Origin of the sequence: Mycobacterium sp. E740 (assembly GCF_001672895.1) — a bacterium.
Taxonomy (GTDB): Bacteria; Actinomycetota; Actinomycetes; order Mycobacteriales; family Mycobacteriaceae; genus Mycobacterium.
Map to the genome: position 1 here is coordinate 1 of NZ_LZKP01000032.1, position 15,882 is coordinate 15,882.

Sequence of the window (15,882 nt, forward strand, 5' to 3'; positions counted from 1 at the left end):
CGACCCGCCGCGACCGCCCTCGAGGATGTGCGGCACGCCCGCCTTGACGGTCTTCCACACACCGCCGAGGTTGACGTCGATCATTGCGGCCCAGTCGGTTTCGCTGGTCTTGTCCAGGGTCTGGCCGCCGTTGCCGATGCCGGCGTTGGCGACGATGATGTCCAGCCGGCCCATCTGTTCGACACCGGCGTCCACCGCGGCCTTGAGCGCGTCGTAGTCGCGCACGTCAACCTCGGCGGTGTGTGGAAGACCGTCAAGGCGGGCGTGCCGCACATCCTCGAGGGCGGTCGCGGCGGGTCGATCATCCTGACCAGTTCGGTCGGCGGTCTGAAGGCCTACCCGCACACGGGCCATTACGTCGCTGCCAAACATGGTGTGGTGGGCCTCATGCGGACGTTCGCGGTCGAACTCGGCGCGCAGAACATTCGGGTCAACTCCGTGCACCCGACCAACGTCAACACCCCGCTGTTCATGAACGAGCCCACCATGAAGCTGTTCCGTCCCGATCTGGAGAACCCGGGCCCGGACGACATGAAGGTCGTCGGCCAGCTGATGCACACGTTGCCGATCGGGTGGGTCGAACCCGAGGACATCGCCAACGCGGTGCTGTTCCTGGCGTCCGACGAGAGCCGTTACATCACCGGCGTCACACTGCCGGTCGACGGCGGCAGCTGCCTGAAGTAACCGCTACCCGCGCGACCTGCTCGACGAGTACCGCGAAAGCCCCCGATCTTGGTGCTGCAGATGGTTCGATAGAACCTTCGGCACAGCGTCTGCAAGGGGCGTGGTTCAGGTGAAGCGACTCAACGGCATGGACGCCATGTTGCTCTACAGTGAGACGCCCAACTTGCACACGCACACGTTGAAGGTGGCGATCATCAACGCCGCCGACTTCGACGGCGAGTACACCTTCGAGATGTGCCGGCACACCGTCGCCCGACGGCTGCATCTGCTCGACCCGTTGCGCTACCGACTCGTCGACATCCCGTGGAAGCTGCATCATCCGATGTGGATCGAGGACTGCCCGGTTGACCTCGACTACCACTTACGCCGGGTGCAGGTGCCGAGCCCTGGGGGTCGCCGTGAACTCGACGAGGTCATCGGCCGGATCGCCAGCACACCACTGGACCGCAGCCGTCCGCTGTGGGAATTCCACTTCGCCGAGGGCATGGCCGACGGCCGCTTCGCGCTCATCGGCAAGGTGCACCACACCCTGGCCGATGGTGTGGCATCGGCCAATCTCCTTGCGCGACTCATGGATCTGGCCGACGGCACGCAGGACGAACGCGAGGACTACCAGACCTGCGAAGCCCCGGGTCGCTCGGAGCTGGTGAGGGTCGCGATGCGTGACCACGCCACAAACATCGCGGCGCTGCCCGCACTCGCACGCGATGCGGTCCAGGGATTCACCAAGGTGCGGCGCCGCGCCAAAGAGCGCAGCGACAACCCGGATCTGGCGAAGATGTTCCGCACGCCACCGACGTTTCTCAACCATGTGGTGTCACCGGTGCGCACGTTCGCCACCGCGTCAGTACCACTGGCCGAAGTCAAGGAGACCGCGAAGCATCTCGGGGTCACGTTCAACGACATCGTGCTTGCCACGGCCGCCGGCGGCCTGCGCGAACTGCTCCTGCGGTACGACGGGCGCGCGGACCGCCCGCTCATGGCATCGGTTCCCGTGAGCACCGATCTGTCTCCCGACCGGGTCACGGGCAACGAGATCGGCGGCTTGTCGGTATCACTGCCCGTTCACATCGACGATCCGCTCGAGCGGGTGCGGTTGACCTCGTTGGCGACAGCGCGCGCGAAAGAGGACTACGAACTGCTCGGCCCGAAGCTGCAGGGCCAGTTCATGGAGTACCTGCCTCCCCCGCTCACGCCGGTACTGCTGCGGTGGCAGAGTCAACGCGCCAGTCACAACTCGCTGATGAACGTCGCGGTGTCGAGCGTTCCCGGCCCCCGACGACGCGGCCACATCGGTGGCGCCCCGGTCAGCGAGATCTACTCGATCGGTGTGCTCTCGGCCGGCAGCGCGTTCAACATGACCGTGTGGAGCTACGTCGACCAGGTGGACATCTCGATCCTGTCAGACGACTGCACCTTCGACGACATCCATGAAGCGACCGACGCAATGGTGCACGGAATCGACGAGATCCGCTGCGCCGCAGGACTTTCGGCACTTTCCACAGTCGACACGGCGATGGCCCCGGCGCCCGCGGCGCGCTAGTCGACCAGATCGAGAAGATCCTTGCGCAGCACCTTGCCCGTGCTTCCGCGCGGCAGTTCGTCGAGGGCGGTGATCTGCCGCGGCACTTTGTAGTTGGCGAGGTTGTCGCGCACGTGCTGCTTGAGGTCGTCGGGGGTGGTGCCCGCGCCGTCGTTCAGGACGACGAATGCCACCAGGCGCTGACCGTACTGTTCGTCGTCGACACCCAGCACCACCGCTTCCCGGACGTCGGAATGGGTGGCCAGCATCTTCTCGACCTCGATCGGGTAGACGTTCTCTCCGCCGGAGACGATCATCTCGTCGTCCCGGCCGACGACGAACAACCGGCCCGCGTCGTCGAGGTAGCCGACGTCCCCCGACGCCATGAAACCTTCGTGGAAGTCCTTGGTCTTGCCTGAGGTGTAGCCGTTGAACAGCGTGCCGCTGCGCACGAAGATCTGCCCGGTCTCACCGTTGGGCAGCTCGTTGAACTCGGCGTCGAGAATACGAATCTCGGTGCCGTCGGCCGCCGTCCCGGCCGTGTCGGGCGCCGCCCGCAGGTCGCTCGGCGTCGCGGTGGCGATCATGCCCGCTTCGGTCGCGTTGTAGTTGTTGTAGATGACGTCACCGAACCGGTCCATGAACTTGATGACCACATCGGGACGCATCCGCGAGCCCGACGCCGTGGCGAACCGGAGGGACTTGCCGCTGTAGCGGTTCAACACCTCTTCGGGGAGGTCCATGATCCGGTCGAACATCACCGGCACCACGGCGAGGCCGGTCGCGCGGTACCGGTCGACCAGCTCCAGCGTCGCTTCGGGGTCGAACTTGCGTCGCGTGACGATGGGACATGCCAGCAGCGCGGCGAACAGCAGCTGCGAAAAGCCCCATGCGTGGAACATCGGCGCGACGATGACGATCGGCTCCTCGGCACGCCACGGTGTGCGGTCGAGCACTGCCTTGAGATCGCCTGCGCCGCCGCTGCCTTCGCCGCGCTTGGCGCCCTTCGGGGTTCCCGTGGTGCCGGACGTCAGCAGGATGACGTCGCTCTTGCGTTCGGTGGCAGCCGGCCGCTTGCCGAGGTTGGCGTCGATGAGTTGGTCGAGCGTCAGGCCCTCGGCGGGTCCGTCGGTCCACGCGAGGATGCGGGTGGCGTCCGGCCTGTCGGTCATGGCTTGCTCGACGATCGCGGCGAATTCCTCGTCATAGATGACGACGTCGGCGCCTTCCCGATCGACCACCTCTGCCAGGGCGGGACCCGCGAACGAGGTGTTGAGCAGCAGCACGTCGGCGCCCATCCGGTTGGCGGCCACCAGGGACTCGATGAAGCCGCGGTGGTTGCGGCACATCACCGCAACGGTTTTCGGTGCACCGCCGGGCAGGTTCTGCAGACCGGTGGCGACGGCGTCGCAGCGGTCGTCGATCTGCTTCCAGGTCAACGTGCCGCGTTCGTCGACGAGGCCGGGACGGTCCGGACAGCGCTGCGCGGCCGCCGCGAAGCCGACCGTCGCGGTCATCCCCACCCGGCGCATCGCCGCGCCCATCCGCAGATATTTGTCGGGCCGCAGCGGCGCGATGAGGCCGGCCCGCCACAGCGTCTGCACGAGTCCGAGAACGTCGGCCATCGTCAGCCCAGTACCGGGAACCGGCGTTCTGTGGCCAGCTCGTCGAGCGCGGCCTGCATCACTGAGCGCACGTGCTCGTCGACCTCCTTCACGTCGGGGTTCTCCCCGAATTGCTCGACCACATCGATCGGCGGCAAGACCCTCGTCACGATCTTGGCAGGCAGCGGGAGGTTCGGCGGGAAGATCGCCGACAATCCGAACGGGAATCCGAAGGACAGCGGCAAGATCTCCATGCGCGCCTTCTTCAGGCCGAGGCGGCGCGCGATCGAGTCTCCGCGCGCGAGGAACAGCTGGGTCTCCTGACCGCCGATCGAGACCATCGGCACGATCGGCACGCCGGTTTCGATCGCGGTTCTGACATAGCCTGTGCGACCGGCGAAATCGATGACGTTCTCGGTGAACGTCGACCGGTAGGAGTCGTAGTCGCCGCCCGGGAAGACCAGGACGACGGCGCCGTCCCGCAGCGCTTTGGCGGCGTTCTCGCGGCTCGCCTCGATCACCCCGGCGCGGCGCAGTAGGTCGCCCAGCGGTCCCATGAAGATGCCGTAGTGCCCGAGCGTGTAGATCGGTCGGTCGAAGCCGAACTTCTTGTAGAACGCCGGGGCGAAGATCATCACGTCGGGAGTGAGCATGCCGCCGGAGTGATTGGAGACGACCAGCGCGCCTCCGGTGGCCGGCATTCCGCCCAGGTCACGCACTTCGGCTCGGAAGTACCGCTTGAAGAGCGGTCCGACCGCATTGACCACGCCGCGCGTGAACGCCGGGTCCCACTTGGCGACTTCCGGCTTCTCCGCCTCGCTGCTACTCATGCCGCACCTGTCATACCCGCCCGGTCCGCCTCTTATGCGATTATGCTACTTTCGGAAAAAGAGAATATCATATCCGCAGGTGGGAGGGGTTATGGCGGGGACTGTCTTGATCACCGGCGGCTTCGGGCTGGTCGGTTCCGCGACGGTGCGCAGGCTGGCCGAGCTCGGCCGCGCGGTGGTCGTCGCCGACCTCGACACCGCCGCCAACCGCAAAGCCCAGGAAACACTTCCCCGAGGCGTCACAGTCCGCTGGACCGATTTGACCGACGAGGGCCAGGTGCAGCGCTTGGTCGCCGACGTCGCGCCGGAGGCGATCATCCACCTCGCCGCGGTGATCCCTCCGCCCATCTACAAGAACCCGAAGCTCGCCCGGCGGGTCAACGTCGAGGCGACCGCGACGCTGGTGCGCATCGCCGAACAGCAGCAGCCGCCGCCGCGGTTCATCCAAGCGTCGAGCAACGCGGTCTACGGTTCCCGCAACCCGCACACCATGTCCGCACCCGTGCGCGCCGACGACCCGATGCGTCCGTGCGACCTGTACAGCGGAACCAAGGCCGAGGCCGAGTCGATCGTCCGGTCCTCGAGCCTGCCGTGGGTGGTGTTGCGACTCGGCGGTGTCCTCAGCACCGATCCGAATGCGATGCAGCTGAGCGCTGACGCCTTGTACTTCGAGAGCCTGCTGCCTGCTGACGGCCGGTTGCACAGCGTCGACGTCCGCGACGTCGCGTGGGCTTTCGCCGCGGCCACCACAGCCGACGTCGTCGGCGAGATCCTGCTGATCGCCGGGGACGACTCACACCGGATTCGTCAGGGCGAGGTGGGCCCGGCGCTGGCCTCGGCACGCGGCCTTTCCGGCGTGCTTCCCCCCGGCCGACCGGGCGATCCCGGGCGCGACGACGCCTGGTTCGTCACCGACTGGATGGACACCGCACGCGCGCAGGAGGCACTGCAGTTCCAGCACCACTCGTGGCCCGACATGCAGGCCGAGGCCGCGGCCAACGCCGGATGGATGCGGCACCTGATGCGGCTCGCCACGCCCCTCGCACCGGTCGTGCGCGAATTGCTGAAGCGCCGGGGCGCATACCGGAACACGCCCGGCCGATACGCCGATCCCTGGGGCGCGATCCGGGCCAGGTTGGGCGAACCGGCGTGGGATCAACCCCGGGAGCTGTCCTGACGGCCTAGTGTTCGGCGGGTGGACACGTTCAAGGGACGCGCGGCGGTCATCACCGGCGGTGCGAGCGGTATCGGATTCGCCGCCGCAAGGGAATTCGCCGGCCGCGGGGCACGCATCATGCTCAGCGACATCGACTCCACGGCGCTCGACCGTGCCGTCGCCGAGTTGCGCGCCGCGGGCGTCGACGCCCACGGCGTTGTCTGCGACGTACGAAAGCTCGACGAGGTCCAGCGGCTGGCGGATGAGGCCTTCGAGGTGTTCGGCGAGGTGCACCTGGTGTTCAACAACGCCGGCATCGCGTACGCGGGGCCGATCGCCGACACCAGTCATGACGACTGGCGGTTCGTCATCGACGTCGACCTATGGGGCCCGATCCACGGCGTCGAGGCGTTCCTGCCGCGGCTGATCGCGCAGAAGGCCGACAGCCACATCGCGTTCACGTCGTCGTTCGCGGGGCTGATCCCCAACGTCGGGTTGGGCCCGTACTGCGTCGCGAAGTATGGCGTCGTCGCGCTCGCCGAGACGTTGTCCCGTGAGGTGCGCGGCAACGGCATCGGCGTGACGGTGCTGTGCCCGATGATCGTCGACACGAACCTGCTGGCCAACACCGAACGCGTGCGCAGCGACGACTACGGCCCCGCCACGCCGTCAGACGCCGAGACCGTTCAGCAGTTGGCGTCGGACCCCAGCGACGACTCGGTGCTCGACGTCGACGAGGTCGCGCGCCTGACCGCCGACGCGATCGAGGCGAATCGGCTCTACGTGCTGCCGCACAGCGCGGCGCGCGGCTCGATTCGACGCCGCTTCGAGCGGATCGACCGCACCTTCGACGACCAGTCCGCCGAGGGCTGGAGTCACTGACCCGGCGGGCCCAACGTCGGGCGACCGGTCTGTGGGTGGTGATACCACCCGCCTGCGGACTGGGTGCCGCCGTCCACATGGATCGTCTGCCCGGTGATGTAGCTGGACATCGCCGACGCGAGAAACACCGCGACACTGGCGATTTCGTCGACATGCCCCGGTCGCCCCATCGGAATGCCCGGAGCGAGGTCGGCCCGCAGCGTGCCAGCGGAAATCTGCATCAGTCCCTCGGTCAGCGTGAGATCCGGAGCGATCGCGTTGACGCGAATCCCGTGCGCTGAGAGCTCGAACGCCGCGGTCTGCGTGTAGTTGATGACGCCCGCCTTCGCCGCCGCGTAGGCCGCGTAGCCGGGGGCGGCGCGCGCACCCTCGATCGACGTCACGTTGACGACGCTGCCGGGCAGCCCCGCGTCGACGAGTCGCCGCGCCACCCGCTGGGTGCACAACAGCACGTGGCGCAGGTTGGCCTTGTACAGCGCATCCCAGCCGTTCTCCGACGTGTCGAGCAGCGGCGAGTTGAACACGCCACCGGCGTTGTTGACAAGGATCGAAACCTCGCCGAGTTCGCTGACGGTGCGGTCGAGCGCGGCGTCGACCTGACCGGTGTCGCGGACATCGGTGACGATGCCCAGCGCCCCGGCCCGTTCCGCTGCCGCGGCGCATGTTTCGGGGTCACGCTCCCAGATCGCGACCGAGGCACCGAACGCGGCCAACCCTTCTGCGATGCCTCTTCCGATACCCGCGCCGCCGCCCGTGACCACCGCGACGCGTCCGGTCAGCAGGATGTCTCGGGGATCGATTGCCACGGCTCGAGTCAACCAGTTTTGGTCGTGCGAATGGTGAGACCCGCGGGTGCCGACCCAATCACGCCCTGGCTCTCCAACTCGGCGATCTCGTCCGCGCCGAGCCCGAGGCCCGTCAACACCTCGTGATTGTGCTGACCGAGCAGCGGTGCGGGGCTGCGATGGAATTGCGGTACCGACGAGATACGCATCGGCAGCGTGCTGTGTCGTGCGGTCGGGTTGACCGGATGGTCGACGCGTTCGTAGAAGCCGCGGTGCGCAAGTTGGGGCAGCTCGCCGACGCGGTGCGGTTGCATCACTTTGGCGACGGGAACCCCTGCTGCCCAGAGCGTTTCGACGATCTCGTCCCCGGTGCGCGTGGCGCACCACGCACCCAGGTGCTCGTCGACCGCGTCGTGGTTGCGGCGGCGGCCGTCGACGGTGGCGAGTTCGTCCGTCGCCCACCCTGGACGGCCGAGGGCGCCCACCAGCCCGGCCCACTGCTCGTCGGTGGCCACCGCGATCGCCACCCAGTCGTCGGGGCGGCCGAACTCGTCGCGTTCGCTTGTGCGATACAGGTTCTGCGGCGCGGCGGTAGGGCCACGGTTGCCCTGCCGCTGCAGCAGGTTGCCGTACGCCGAGTACTCGACGACCTGTTCGGCGGCGACGTTGAGGGCGGCGTCGACCATGGCGGCCTCGATCCGTACCCCTTCCCCCGTGCGTCGCCGGTGCGCCAGCGCGAGCAGCAGCGCGTTGAGCCCGTGCACGCCGGCGTTCGGGTCACCGACCGAATACGGTTCGACCGGGTTCTGGTCGGGATGGCCGGTCAGCCAGGTGATTCCGGAGCAGTCCTCGATCACGTAAGCGAACGCCGGCTTGTCCCGCCACGGACCGTCCAGCCCGAAACCCGGCATGCGCATCATGATCGCGTCGGGCCGCAGTCTCTTCACCGATTCGAAGTCGAGGCCGATCTGGTCGAGCACCCGAGGCGTGTAGTTCTCGACGATGACATCGCAGGTCTTGGCCAGCTCGTGCAGGAGTTCGACGCCACGCTTGGAGCGGATGTCGATTGTGACGCTCTTCTTGTTGGTGTTCAGGCCGGAGAAGATCGGCGACCGCTCCCACCACTGGTCTTCGGTGACCGGCACGCCGGCGATCAACCGGGTGCCGTCGGGCCGCGCCGTCGACTCCACATGGATGACCTCCGCACCGAGCAGCGCCATCATGTGTGTGCACGACGGCCCGGCCCAGAAGCTGGTCAGGTCGAGCACACGCAGACCCTCGAACGCTGAGTGCGCCGAAATAGCATTCCGGGTCGTGACGAGGGCCGATTCGCGACCAGGAATGCTATTTCGGTACACCTCGGTGTGCTCGCCGAGCCGGGGCGCCGGCTCCGGCGGGCGCAGCAGCGACGGGGCGGTCCGGTACGGCGTCCCGGGCTGCGTGAACCCGTCACGCGGGTTCGCGACGAACGTGCCCCGCTCGACGAAGTGGTCGAACGACGTGACCGTGGCGCCGTTTCCGACCGGCGCGTTCGGAATCCGGAACGCACTGGACAGATCGAGGATGTCCTCGACGCGGTTGTCGCGCACCCATTCGCAAATCTGCTCGGCGTGGATGTTGGCCTGCTCGGTGATCGACAGGTCCGCCTTCTCGTCGATCCACTCGTCGTGACCGACCATGGCGCACAGGTCGAACCACTGTTGCGCGGTGCCGCAGCCCAACGCCACAAGCCCGTCGGATGCCGACGCGACGCCGGGGACCGTCAGCCGGCGGCGGTCCCGGAACGGTCGGCCGAGCGCGTCGTGGAACGACACCGAATAGTAAGTGAGGCTCAGGATCTCGGCCTCCAACATCGACACGTCCACCAGGCCGGCAGGCACCGCGGTGGTGCCGGCCGCGGCGAATGCGCCGGTGAGCCACTCGCCGATCTGTCCCGCCACGAACACCGGCGCGCGGTCCGGCGTCCCACGCCCGAGGCCGATCACACCCCCCGACCAGGCCTGCACCGTGAACTCGGTGGCGGGCTTGTCGGCCCACGGCCCCTCGAGCCCGAACGGGGTGATCGCGGTGACGGTGAGTTGGCTGTATGCGTCGGCCATTGCGGCAGGCGCGAATTCGTCCAGCGCGGCGACGCTCGACCCGCGAGACCACACCACCGCATCCGCCGACCGCAGCAGCGCCCGCAGCATCTCGAGGTCATCCGCGCGCTGCGGGTCGACGACGACGCTGTGCTTCGAGCACGCCAGGAAGCTGAACAAGGCCCCGTCGCCACCGGACTCGATCGCTGCGCCCGACGCCGACCACCGGCGCAGCGAGTCACCCTCCGGCGACTCGACTTTGACGACGGTGGCACCACCGTCGGCCAGCAGCTTGGTGCAGTAGGCGCCCGCGATCCCACTCGACAGATCGACGACCGTGTACTCGTCCAGCGCCGGCACTAGTCCTTCTTCCTGCGGTTGTTCTTGCTCAGCCGGAACTCGGGCGGGAACTTGTCGTCGTTGTCGTTGACGGCGTCGGCGAGGCCCGCGTCGATCGCGTCGCCGAGCATGAAGTCGTCACCGTCGGGGCGTGCTACGCCGCCCATCGACTCGAACATCGCCGACAGCAGGCTGCCGAGATATTCGCCTTGGAACTGCTTGACCACCTCGAAGAACATCTTCTGCTGAAACACACTGTCGACGGGCCGGTTTCGCGCACAGGCATGGGCGTACTTGGCGACTTCCGCTTCCAGCTCAGCGCGCGGCACCACCTTGTTGAGGAAGTTGCACGCGAACATCTCATCGGCGGTGAACGGCCGCCCGGTGAACACCATCTCCTGAAACGGCCGCAGCCCCATCGTCATCACCCAGGTCCACATCCGCGGACCCCAGCCGAAGTAGCGGAACGACGGATGGCCGAACAGTGCGTCGTCGCTGGAGATCACGAGATCCGCGTCGGCACATTGATAGAAGTGCCAGCCGTAGCAGTATCCCTTCGCTTCGACGATGCTGATCTTCTTGAGTTCCTGTAGCGCCCGGTTGCCCGCGGCGGCGTTGGCGTACCACTGTCCCATCGTGGCTCCGTGCCGGAACGATCCTTTCGGCGGATACCTGACGTCGGGGTCGTCGACCCGCAGTTCGGCCAACCGTGCGTCGTCGTCGGCCGCCATGAAGTCCGGCAGATCAGCGCCGCTGCCGAGATCGTCGCCGGCACCGCGGATCACGACGACTTTGACGTCGTCGTCGACCGTGGCGCCGCGCAACAGATCGGCGTAGCGAAGCCGCGCTGCCGAAGTGGGCGCGTTCAGGTGTTCGGGCCGGTTGAAGGTGATGGTCGCGATCTTGGTCGCCGGGTCCTTCTCGTAGAGAACGATCTCCTCAGGGTCGGGCCGACTCCCGGAGTTCGACATGTTCAACCGATTCCGACGCCCGCACCACTCCAGAACGCACTGGAGGTCAGGACCTCGCCTCCCTCGGCGGTGATCAGCACCGCCTCGCGGCTGAACACGGCACCGACCCCCTGCTCCCACACATAGCCGCTGACTGCGAGCACCATGCCGGGTTCGAGCACCTCCTCGGCGACCGTCGCCCGCAGCGCAGGGGTGATGACCGGCGAGTCGTAGCCGAGCCCGAGGCCGTGCGCGACGGGCATCGTGGGCAGCGGTTCACCGGCCGAATCGTACGCGGCGAGCAGGTCGCTCGCCGGGTATCCCGGGCGGCAAGCCGCAATGAGCCTGTCCCATAGCCGATTCGATCGGTCGTAGAGTTCGCGCACTGCGCTGCCGGCTTCACCGACCGGCCAGGTGCGGCCCACCTCGCCGACGTAGCCGTCGGCCAGGGCGCCTGCGGAGAACGCCACCAGGTCACCATTCTCGATGCGGCCGTCGCTGCGCGCGCGGCGCCACGGGTGATCCTTACTGGTGACCCACGCGCCGTCCTGCGTGGCCGGGGTGGTGACGCCGCCGGCGGCCATCGCCTCCATCAGCGCGCCGGTCAGCGACCGCTCGGTCGCACCGGGGGCCAACTCGGCCCGGGCCGCTTCGAGCGCCGCGTCGGCCACTCCCAGTGCACCGCGCAGCACCGCGATCTCGTCGGCGGTCTTGATCCGGCGTGCCGCCCGCAGCGCGGGTTCGGCGTCGACGAGTTCGGCGTTGGGAAACGCCATCGGGAGCAGTTGGGCGAATGTCGGTGTCAGCGAATCGGTTCCGACCCGCTTGACGGTGGCCGCCCCCGGCAGGGCCTTGAGCACCTCGACGAGCGTCATCGGGTTCCAGGCCAACCCGTAGAGGTGGTCATGGGAGATCTCGTCGGGGATGCCCTCGTCCCAGGTGCTGTTGAGGTGGATTTCGCCGGTCGACCGCACCACTTCGCAGATCGGCCCGAACGGCCGGGTGCCCGCGACCCACAGTTGCGGCGCGCCGGTCACGTATCGCACGTTTGCTTGGCGGCCCAGCACCAGGATGTCGATGTCATGGGCCGCCATCTGTGCCAGGGCCCGCTCACGGCGTCCCCTGCGCAGATCGGCTGCGTCCGGCAGGATCTCGAGCGCCATCAGTTCCGTCCGTATGGTGTGTAGGGATAGTCGGTGATCGACTGGTAGCCGTCGTCGGTGATCACGACGATCTCCTCGCTTCGGTATCCGCCGGTGCCGTCTTCCCACACCACCGGTTCGAGCACCAGCAGCATGCCGGCGGGGAACACGAAGTTGTCGTCGAACTCCTCGCCGAGATCCGTTCCGATCATCGGCATTTCGGCGGCGTTGGTGCCGATGCCGTGGCCGAGGTAGAAGTGCGGCAGCCATGGCTTGCTGCCGCCGTTCGCGGCGATCGCGGCACGCGCGAGGTCACCGCTCGTCGCCCCCGCGCGGGTAACTGCGAGCACCGCGGACAGGATGTCGCGCCACTTCTCGAACTGAGCATGCTGACGATCGGTCGGCTCGTCGCCGACCAGCCAGGTCCGACCGAAGTCGGAACAGTAACCCCGGTACGTGATGCTCACGTCGGTCCACAACACGTCGCCGTGCTCGAGCTCACGTTCGGTGGTCAACAGCGGCAACGCGAGATCGCCCGTGGTGGTCCACACCGCACCGCTGGTCTTCGTCGTGGGCATCACCTGCCAGATGGCCTCGAGCATGTTGGCCGTGGCGCCGAGCTCGAACGCGCGCCGGGTGAACGCCGCCGAGAGGTCGACTTGCCGCACGCCCGGCGCGAGTGCCTTCTGCACGTCGACCATCGCTTGCTCGGTGATGCGGCAGGCGTTGCGCACGCACGAGATCTGGTCGACGGTCTTGACCAGCTTGGCGGGCCCGACGACCTGTGCGGCGTCCGACGGCAACCCGGACGGAAAAAGCGTGCTCGACGCGCGGCGCATCGCCCCGGTCAACTCGTCGACCGCGACCGTGCCGCCCGCGGGCACAAGGCCGGCGAGCACCTTCGCGAAATGCGCTATGCCTTCGTCGAACTCGAGGTACAACGGGTCGTGAATGTGGTCGGCGGGCACATGAGAATCCGTCGCCACCGATGCCGAGCCCTCGCGCAGCGGCATGAACAGATGCGGATGCGGGTCGTCGGCGAGCACAATCGCGACCGGCCGTTCCACATGGGACAGTCCGGCGTCCAGCAGCGGCCAGCTGACGCCGGTCGCATACACCACGTTGCCGTTGCCGATCAGGACGAGCGCGTCAATGCCCTTCTCCCACATGGAGTCCCGCAGCCGGGCACCGCACTCGCGGTACATCCGGGCACGATCGGGAAGCTCGGGTATGTCGATGGGCGTCGACTGCGCAGCGGTCAACGTCACGAGACCCCCAGGAAGTTCTTGATGTTGGTGCTGACGATCTTGGTTGCGTCCTGGGGTCCGACCGCATCGACGACGGTCTTGAGCGACTTCTCCGAATACCCGAACGTGGACTCGTTGTGCGGATAGTCCGACGACCACATCGCGTTGTCCACGCCGATCTTGTCGATGAGCTCGAGCCCGAGCGGGTCGACCATGAACGATGCGCTCATGTGGTTGTCCCAGTAGTGCCGAACGGGGTGCTTCAACTCGTGGTTGAACATGTGCCGGTAGGAGGCGAGCATGTGCTCGGCGTCCTGCAATGCGGTCGGCACCCAGGCGATTCCACCCTCGAACCACCCGATCTTCAGCGACGGATGCCGGTCGAGGATGCCGGAGAACACGTACTTGGCGAACTGTTCGCGGAACGAGTCGACGTTGACCATCATGCCCACGACGACGCTGTTGTGCTGGCACGGCGTCTTGGGCGGTGTCTCGCCGATGTGGTGGCTCACCGGAATTCCGGAGGCCTCGATCTCGTCCCAGACGGCGTCCATGTCGGTGCTGCCGTAGTCGTAGATGTTGCCGTCGTCGTCCTTGCCGGGGTTCAACGGCAGCAGGAACGTGCGCAGGCCCAGCGCTTTCAGCTCCTCCAATGTGCTTCTGGTGCCTTTAGGGTCCCACCAGTTGATCAGCCCGACCCCGTAGAAGTGCCCATTGCTGCGCTCCTGTAGGTCGGCGATGTGCTCGTTGTAGATCCGGAACACGCGCTCGCGCAACGCCTTGTCCGGATAGTGGAACAGCGCCAGCACGGCGTTCGGGAACGCGAGCTCCTTGTCGATGCCGTCCTCTTTGAGCTCTCGGACACGGGCCTCGATGTTGTTGGACGCGGCGCCGGCGAGGTCGTCGTACTGCATGAGCACCCGGCCGAAATCTCCACCGGTCCAGGCCTTGCCCTTCATGCCGACCATGTACGCGCCGTCCTCGTACCAGATGCGTGGCGCGGCGCCCTTCAGTTCTTCGGGGAAGCGCTCGTAGAAGATGTCGTCGGCGACCGAGATGTGATTGTCGGCTGAGAAGATCTCGGTGCCCGTCGGTAAGCCGAAATCACCTGTGGCGTGGCCCTTGCGGTGCTTCGGGGCGCCGAAGCCCTCGGGGGGATACAGAGTAGCTGTCGGGCTGGTCATCTTGGTACTCCAATCGGGCTATGGGTCGGACCTGGCTACCAGGCCACCGGAAGTTCGTAGACGCCGTACGAGAGGTGATCGTGTTTGAACGGCACCTCCTCGATCGGCACGGCGAGCCGCAGTGTGGGAATTCGCCGCAGGAGGGTTGAGAACACAATTTGCAGTTCTGCCCGCGCGAGCTGCTGCCCGACGCACTGATGACGCCCGTATCCGAAGCCGAGGTGAGCTCCGTCCTCACGTGTGAGTTCCAGGCGGTCGGGCTCGTGGAACGCCTTGGGGTCCCAGTTCGCGGGGGCGAGATCGAGAATGATGCCCTCGCCGGCACGGATGGTCTCGCCTTCGATTTCGATGTCCTCGGTCGCGATTCGCCGCTGGCCGTTCTGAATGATCGACAGGTAGCGCATCAGCTCCTCCACCGCGGTGGCCAGCACCTTCGGGTCTTCCGCATCGCGGATGAGGGCGAGCTGCTCGGGGTGTTCCAACAAGGCCAGCACGCCGAGACCGATCATGTTCGCCGTCGTCTCGTGCCCGGCGGCGAGGAGGCCGCTGCCCAACTGGGCGGCTTCGCGGATGTCGAGCTCGCCTGCCTTGACTCGCTCGGCGAGATCAGACACTGCATCCTCGGCTGGATTCTCTATCTTCGCTCGGACGAGCTTGGCGAGGTACTTGGCATTTTCGCCCGCACCCTTGAAAACGTCTTCGGCGGTTGCATACCGGCCCAGCGCGACATTGGCGTTGTGCTGGAAGAACTCGGCATCTTCATACGGCACGCCCAGCAGTTCACTGATCACAAGTGACGGGATCGGAAGCGCGATGGCGGGGACCAAATCGGCGGGGTTGGGTCCGGCCAGCATCGCGTCGATGTGCTCGTCGGTAATCTTTTGGATCGCCGGCCGCAAGCCCTCGACGCGCTTATAGGTGAACGGCTTGGACAACATCCGGCGGAACCGGGTGTGCTCTTCGCCGTCCGAGGTGAACACGGACCGCGGCCGTCTCTCCACAGTGGACAACATGAGTTCATTCCAGTGCGGGAAGCCGTCGCGGCGGTCGTCGACGCTGACCCGGGAATCCGAGAACAGCGACCGCGCGGTGTCGTAACCGGCGACCAGCCACGGCGTACTACCATCCCAGATCCGCACGCGGGAAAGCGGTTTGGAGGCCGCGATCTGGAGTACCTGCGGCGGCGGGGCGAACGGGCAGCGGGCATCGCGCTCCATCGGATACTCGGGGATATCCGCGGAGACGTCGGGAGTTCCGGTCAGGGTGTCGGACATGCAGGGTTTCTCATTCCTCGATGTGGATCGCGAGTGCGGGGCAGGCCGCGGCCGCCTTGCGGGCACCATCAGCCTGCTCCTGGTCCGGGCTGTCCTCGAGCAGGACGACGACACCGTCGTCGTCGCGCTGGTCGAACAGGTCGCCGGCGTTGAGCACGCACTGGCCCGACGACACGCATTTGTCTTGGTCGACACTGATTTTCAT

14 protein-coding genes and 1 pseudogene are annotated in these 15,882 nt (G+C 66.9%); 4 read left to right on the forward strand and 11 right to left on the reverse strand.

Annotated features, from left to right (window positions below; genetic code table 11):
- The coding region (locus tag A5663_RS03085) for an SDR family NAD(P)-dependent oxidoreductase (RefSeq protein WP_369816583.1) at nucleotides 1-345 on the reverse strand (345 nt) is incomplete at its 3' end.
- Here A5663_RS03085 and A5663_RS03090 point away from each other — a divergent pair.
- Nucleotides 226-684: pseudogene (locus A5663_RS03090) on the forward strand (SDR family oxidoreductase); the annotation flags it as partial. The gene A5663_RS03085 and the pseudogene A5663_RS03090 sit on opposite strands and share 120 nt — an antisense overlap.
- Nucleotides 685-793: 109 nt before the next feature.
- A complete protein-coding gene (locus A5663_RS03095) occupies nucleotides 794-2,227 on the forward strand; it encodes a wax ester/triacylglycerol synthase family O-acyltransferase (RefSeq protein ID WP_068143835.1) in 1,434 nt (477 codons plus the stop codon).
- Here A5663_RS03095 and fadD12 read toward each other — a convergent pair.
- Together fadD12 and A5663_RS03105 are read right to left on the reverse strand one after the other, a co-directional pair.
- A complete protein-coding gene (fadD12, locus tag A5663_RS03100) occupies nucleotides 2,224-3,831 on the reverse strand; it encodes an acyl-CoA ligase FadD12 (RefSeq protein WP_068143773.1) in 1,608 nt (535 codons plus the stop codon). The genes A5663_RS03095 and fadD12 overlap by 4 nt on opposite strands.
- A gap of 2 nt (nucleotides 3,832-3,833) precedes the next feature.
- Nucleotides 3,834-4,640, reverse strand: a complete 807-nt coding sequence (locus tag A5663_RS03105) for a lysophospholipid acyltransferase family protein (RefSeq protein ID WP_068143774.1) — start codon at nucleotides 4,638-4,640, stop codon at nucleotides 3,834-3,836.
- Between the two features lie 91 nt (nucleotides 4,641-4,731).
- Between A5663_RS03105 and A5663_RS03110 the strand changes: the two genes are divergently transcribed.
- Together A5663_RS03110 and A5663_RS03115 are read left to right on the forward strand one after the other, a co-directional pair.
- On the forward strand, nucleotides 4,732-5,817 hold the full coding sequence (locus tag A5663_RS03110) for an NAD(P)-dependent oxidoreductase (RefSeq protein WP_068143776.1): 1,086 nt from the start codon (nucleotides 4,732-4,734) through the stop codon (nucleotides 5,815-5,817).
- Nucleotides 5,818-5,835: 18 nt separating this feature from the next.
- Entirely contained in the window at nucleotides 5,836-6,678 is an 843-nt protein-coding gene (locus A5663_RS03115) for an SDR family NAD(P)-dependent oxidoreductase (RefSeq protein ID WP_068143778.1), read from the forward strand.
- On the opposite strand, the gene A5663_RS03120 is transcribed toward A5663_RS03115, so the two are convergent.
- The 8 genes from A5663_RS03120 to A5663_RS03155 are packed head-to-tail and all read right to left on the reverse strand — an operon-like array spanning nucleotide 6,672 to nucleotide 15,882.
- Nucleotides 6,672-7,484, reverse strand: coding sequence for an SDR family NAD(P)-dependent oxidoreductase (locus A5663_RS03120; protein WP_068143780.1), 813 nt, complete (start codon nucleotides 7,482-7,484; stop codon nucleotides 6,672-6,674). The two genes, A5663_RS03115 and A5663_RS03120, sit on opposite strands and share 7 nt — an antisense overlap.
- An 8-nt stretch (nucleotides 7,485-7,492) precedes the next feature.
- Nucleotides 7,493-9,901, reverse strand: coding sequence for a CoA transferase (locus A5663_RS03125; protein ID WP_068143782.1), 2,409 nt, complete (start codon nucleotides 9,899-9,901; stop codon nucleotides 7,493-7,495).
- On the reverse strand, nucleotides 9,901-10,851 hold the full coding sequence (locus A5663_RS03130) for an enoyl-CoA hydratase/isomerase family protein (RefSeq protein WP_068143784.1): 951 nt from the start codon (nucleotides 10,849-10,851) through the stop codon (nucleotides 9,901-9,903). Before A5663_RS03130 ends, A5663_RS03125 begins: the two co-directional genes overlap by 1 nt.
- 2 nt (nucleotides 10,852-10,853) lie before the next feature.
- Nucleotides 10,854-11,993, reverse strand: coding sequence for a Xaa-Pro peptidase family protein (locus A5663_RS03135; RefSeq protein ID WP_068143786.1), 1,140 nt, complete (start codon nucleotides 11,991-11,993; stop codon nucleotides 10,854-10,856).
- Nucleotides 11,993-13,177, reverse strand: coding sequence for a Xaa-Pro peptidase family protein (locus A5663_RS03140; protein WP_082973909.1), 1,185 nt, complete (start codon nucleotides 13,175-13,177; stop codon nucleotides 11,993-11,995). Before A5663_RS03140 ends, A5663_RS03135 begins: the two co-directional genes overlap by 1 nt.
- Before the next feature lie 59 nt (nucleotides 13,178-13,236).
- Nucleotides 13,237-14,403: an amidohydrolase family protein gene (locus A5663_RS03145; RefSeq protein WP_068143788.1), complete on the reverse strand. Its 1,167-nt coding sequence runs from the start codon at nucleotides 14,401-14,403 to the stop codon at nucleotides 13,237-13,239.
- 35 nt (nucleotides 14,404-14,438) lie between these two features.
- Complete coding sequence (locus tag A5663_RS03150; RefSeq protein WP_068143790.1) at nucleotides 14,439-15,677, reverse strand: cytochrome P450; 1,239 nt, start codon at nucleotides 15,675-15,677, stop codon at nucleotides 14,439-14,441.
- Nucleotides 15,678-15,687: 10 nt separating this feature from the next.
- The gene (locus tag A5663_RS03155) at nucleotides 15,688-15,882 is read right to left on the reverse strand and encodes a ferredoxin (protein ID WP_068143792.1); all 195 of its coding nucleotides are present in this window, start codon (nucleotides 15,880-15,882) and stop codon (nucleotides 15,688-15,690) included.

Excerpts from the sequence above, each read along its gene's own strand:
- fadD12 (WP_068143773.1), bottom strand. The coding sequence starts at position 3,831 with ATGGCCGACGTTCTCGGACTCGTGCAGACGCTGTGGCGGGCCGGCCTC.
- A5663_RS03105 (WP_068143774.1), bottom strand. The coding sequence starts at position 4,640 with ATGAGTAGCAGCGAGGCGGAGAAGCCGGAAGTCGCCAAGTGGGACCCG.
- A5663_RS03110 (WP_068143776.1), top strand. The coding sequence starts at position 4,732 with ATGGCGGGGACTGTCTTGATCACCGGCGGCTTCGGGCTGGTCGGTTCC.
- A5663_RS03130 (WP_068143784.1), bottom strand. The coding sequence starts at position 10,851 with ATGTCGAACTCCGGGAGTCGGCCCGACCCTGAGGAGATCGTTCTCTAC.
- A5663_RS03135 (WP_068143786.1), bottom strand. The coding sequence starts at position 11,993 with ATGGCGCTCGAGATCCTGCCGGACGCAGCCGATCTGCGCAGGGGACGC.
- A5663_RS03140 (WP_082973909.1), bottom strand. The coding sequence starts at position 13,177 with ATGTACCGCGAGTGCGGTGCCCGGCTGCGGGACTCCATGTGGGAGAAG.
- A5663_RS03145 (WP_068143788.1), bottom strand. The coding sequence starts at position 14,403 with ATGACCAGCCCGACAGCTACTCTGTATCCCCCCGAGGGCTTCGGCGCC.
- A5663_RS03150 (WP_068143790.1), bottom strand. The coding sequence starts at position 15,677 with ATGTCCGACACCCTGACCGGAACTCCCGACGTCTCCGCGGATATCCCC.
- A5663_RS03155 (WP_068143792.1), bottom strand. The coding sequence starts at position 15,882 with ATGAAAATCAGTGTCGACCAAGACAAATGCGTGTCGTCGGGCCAGTGC.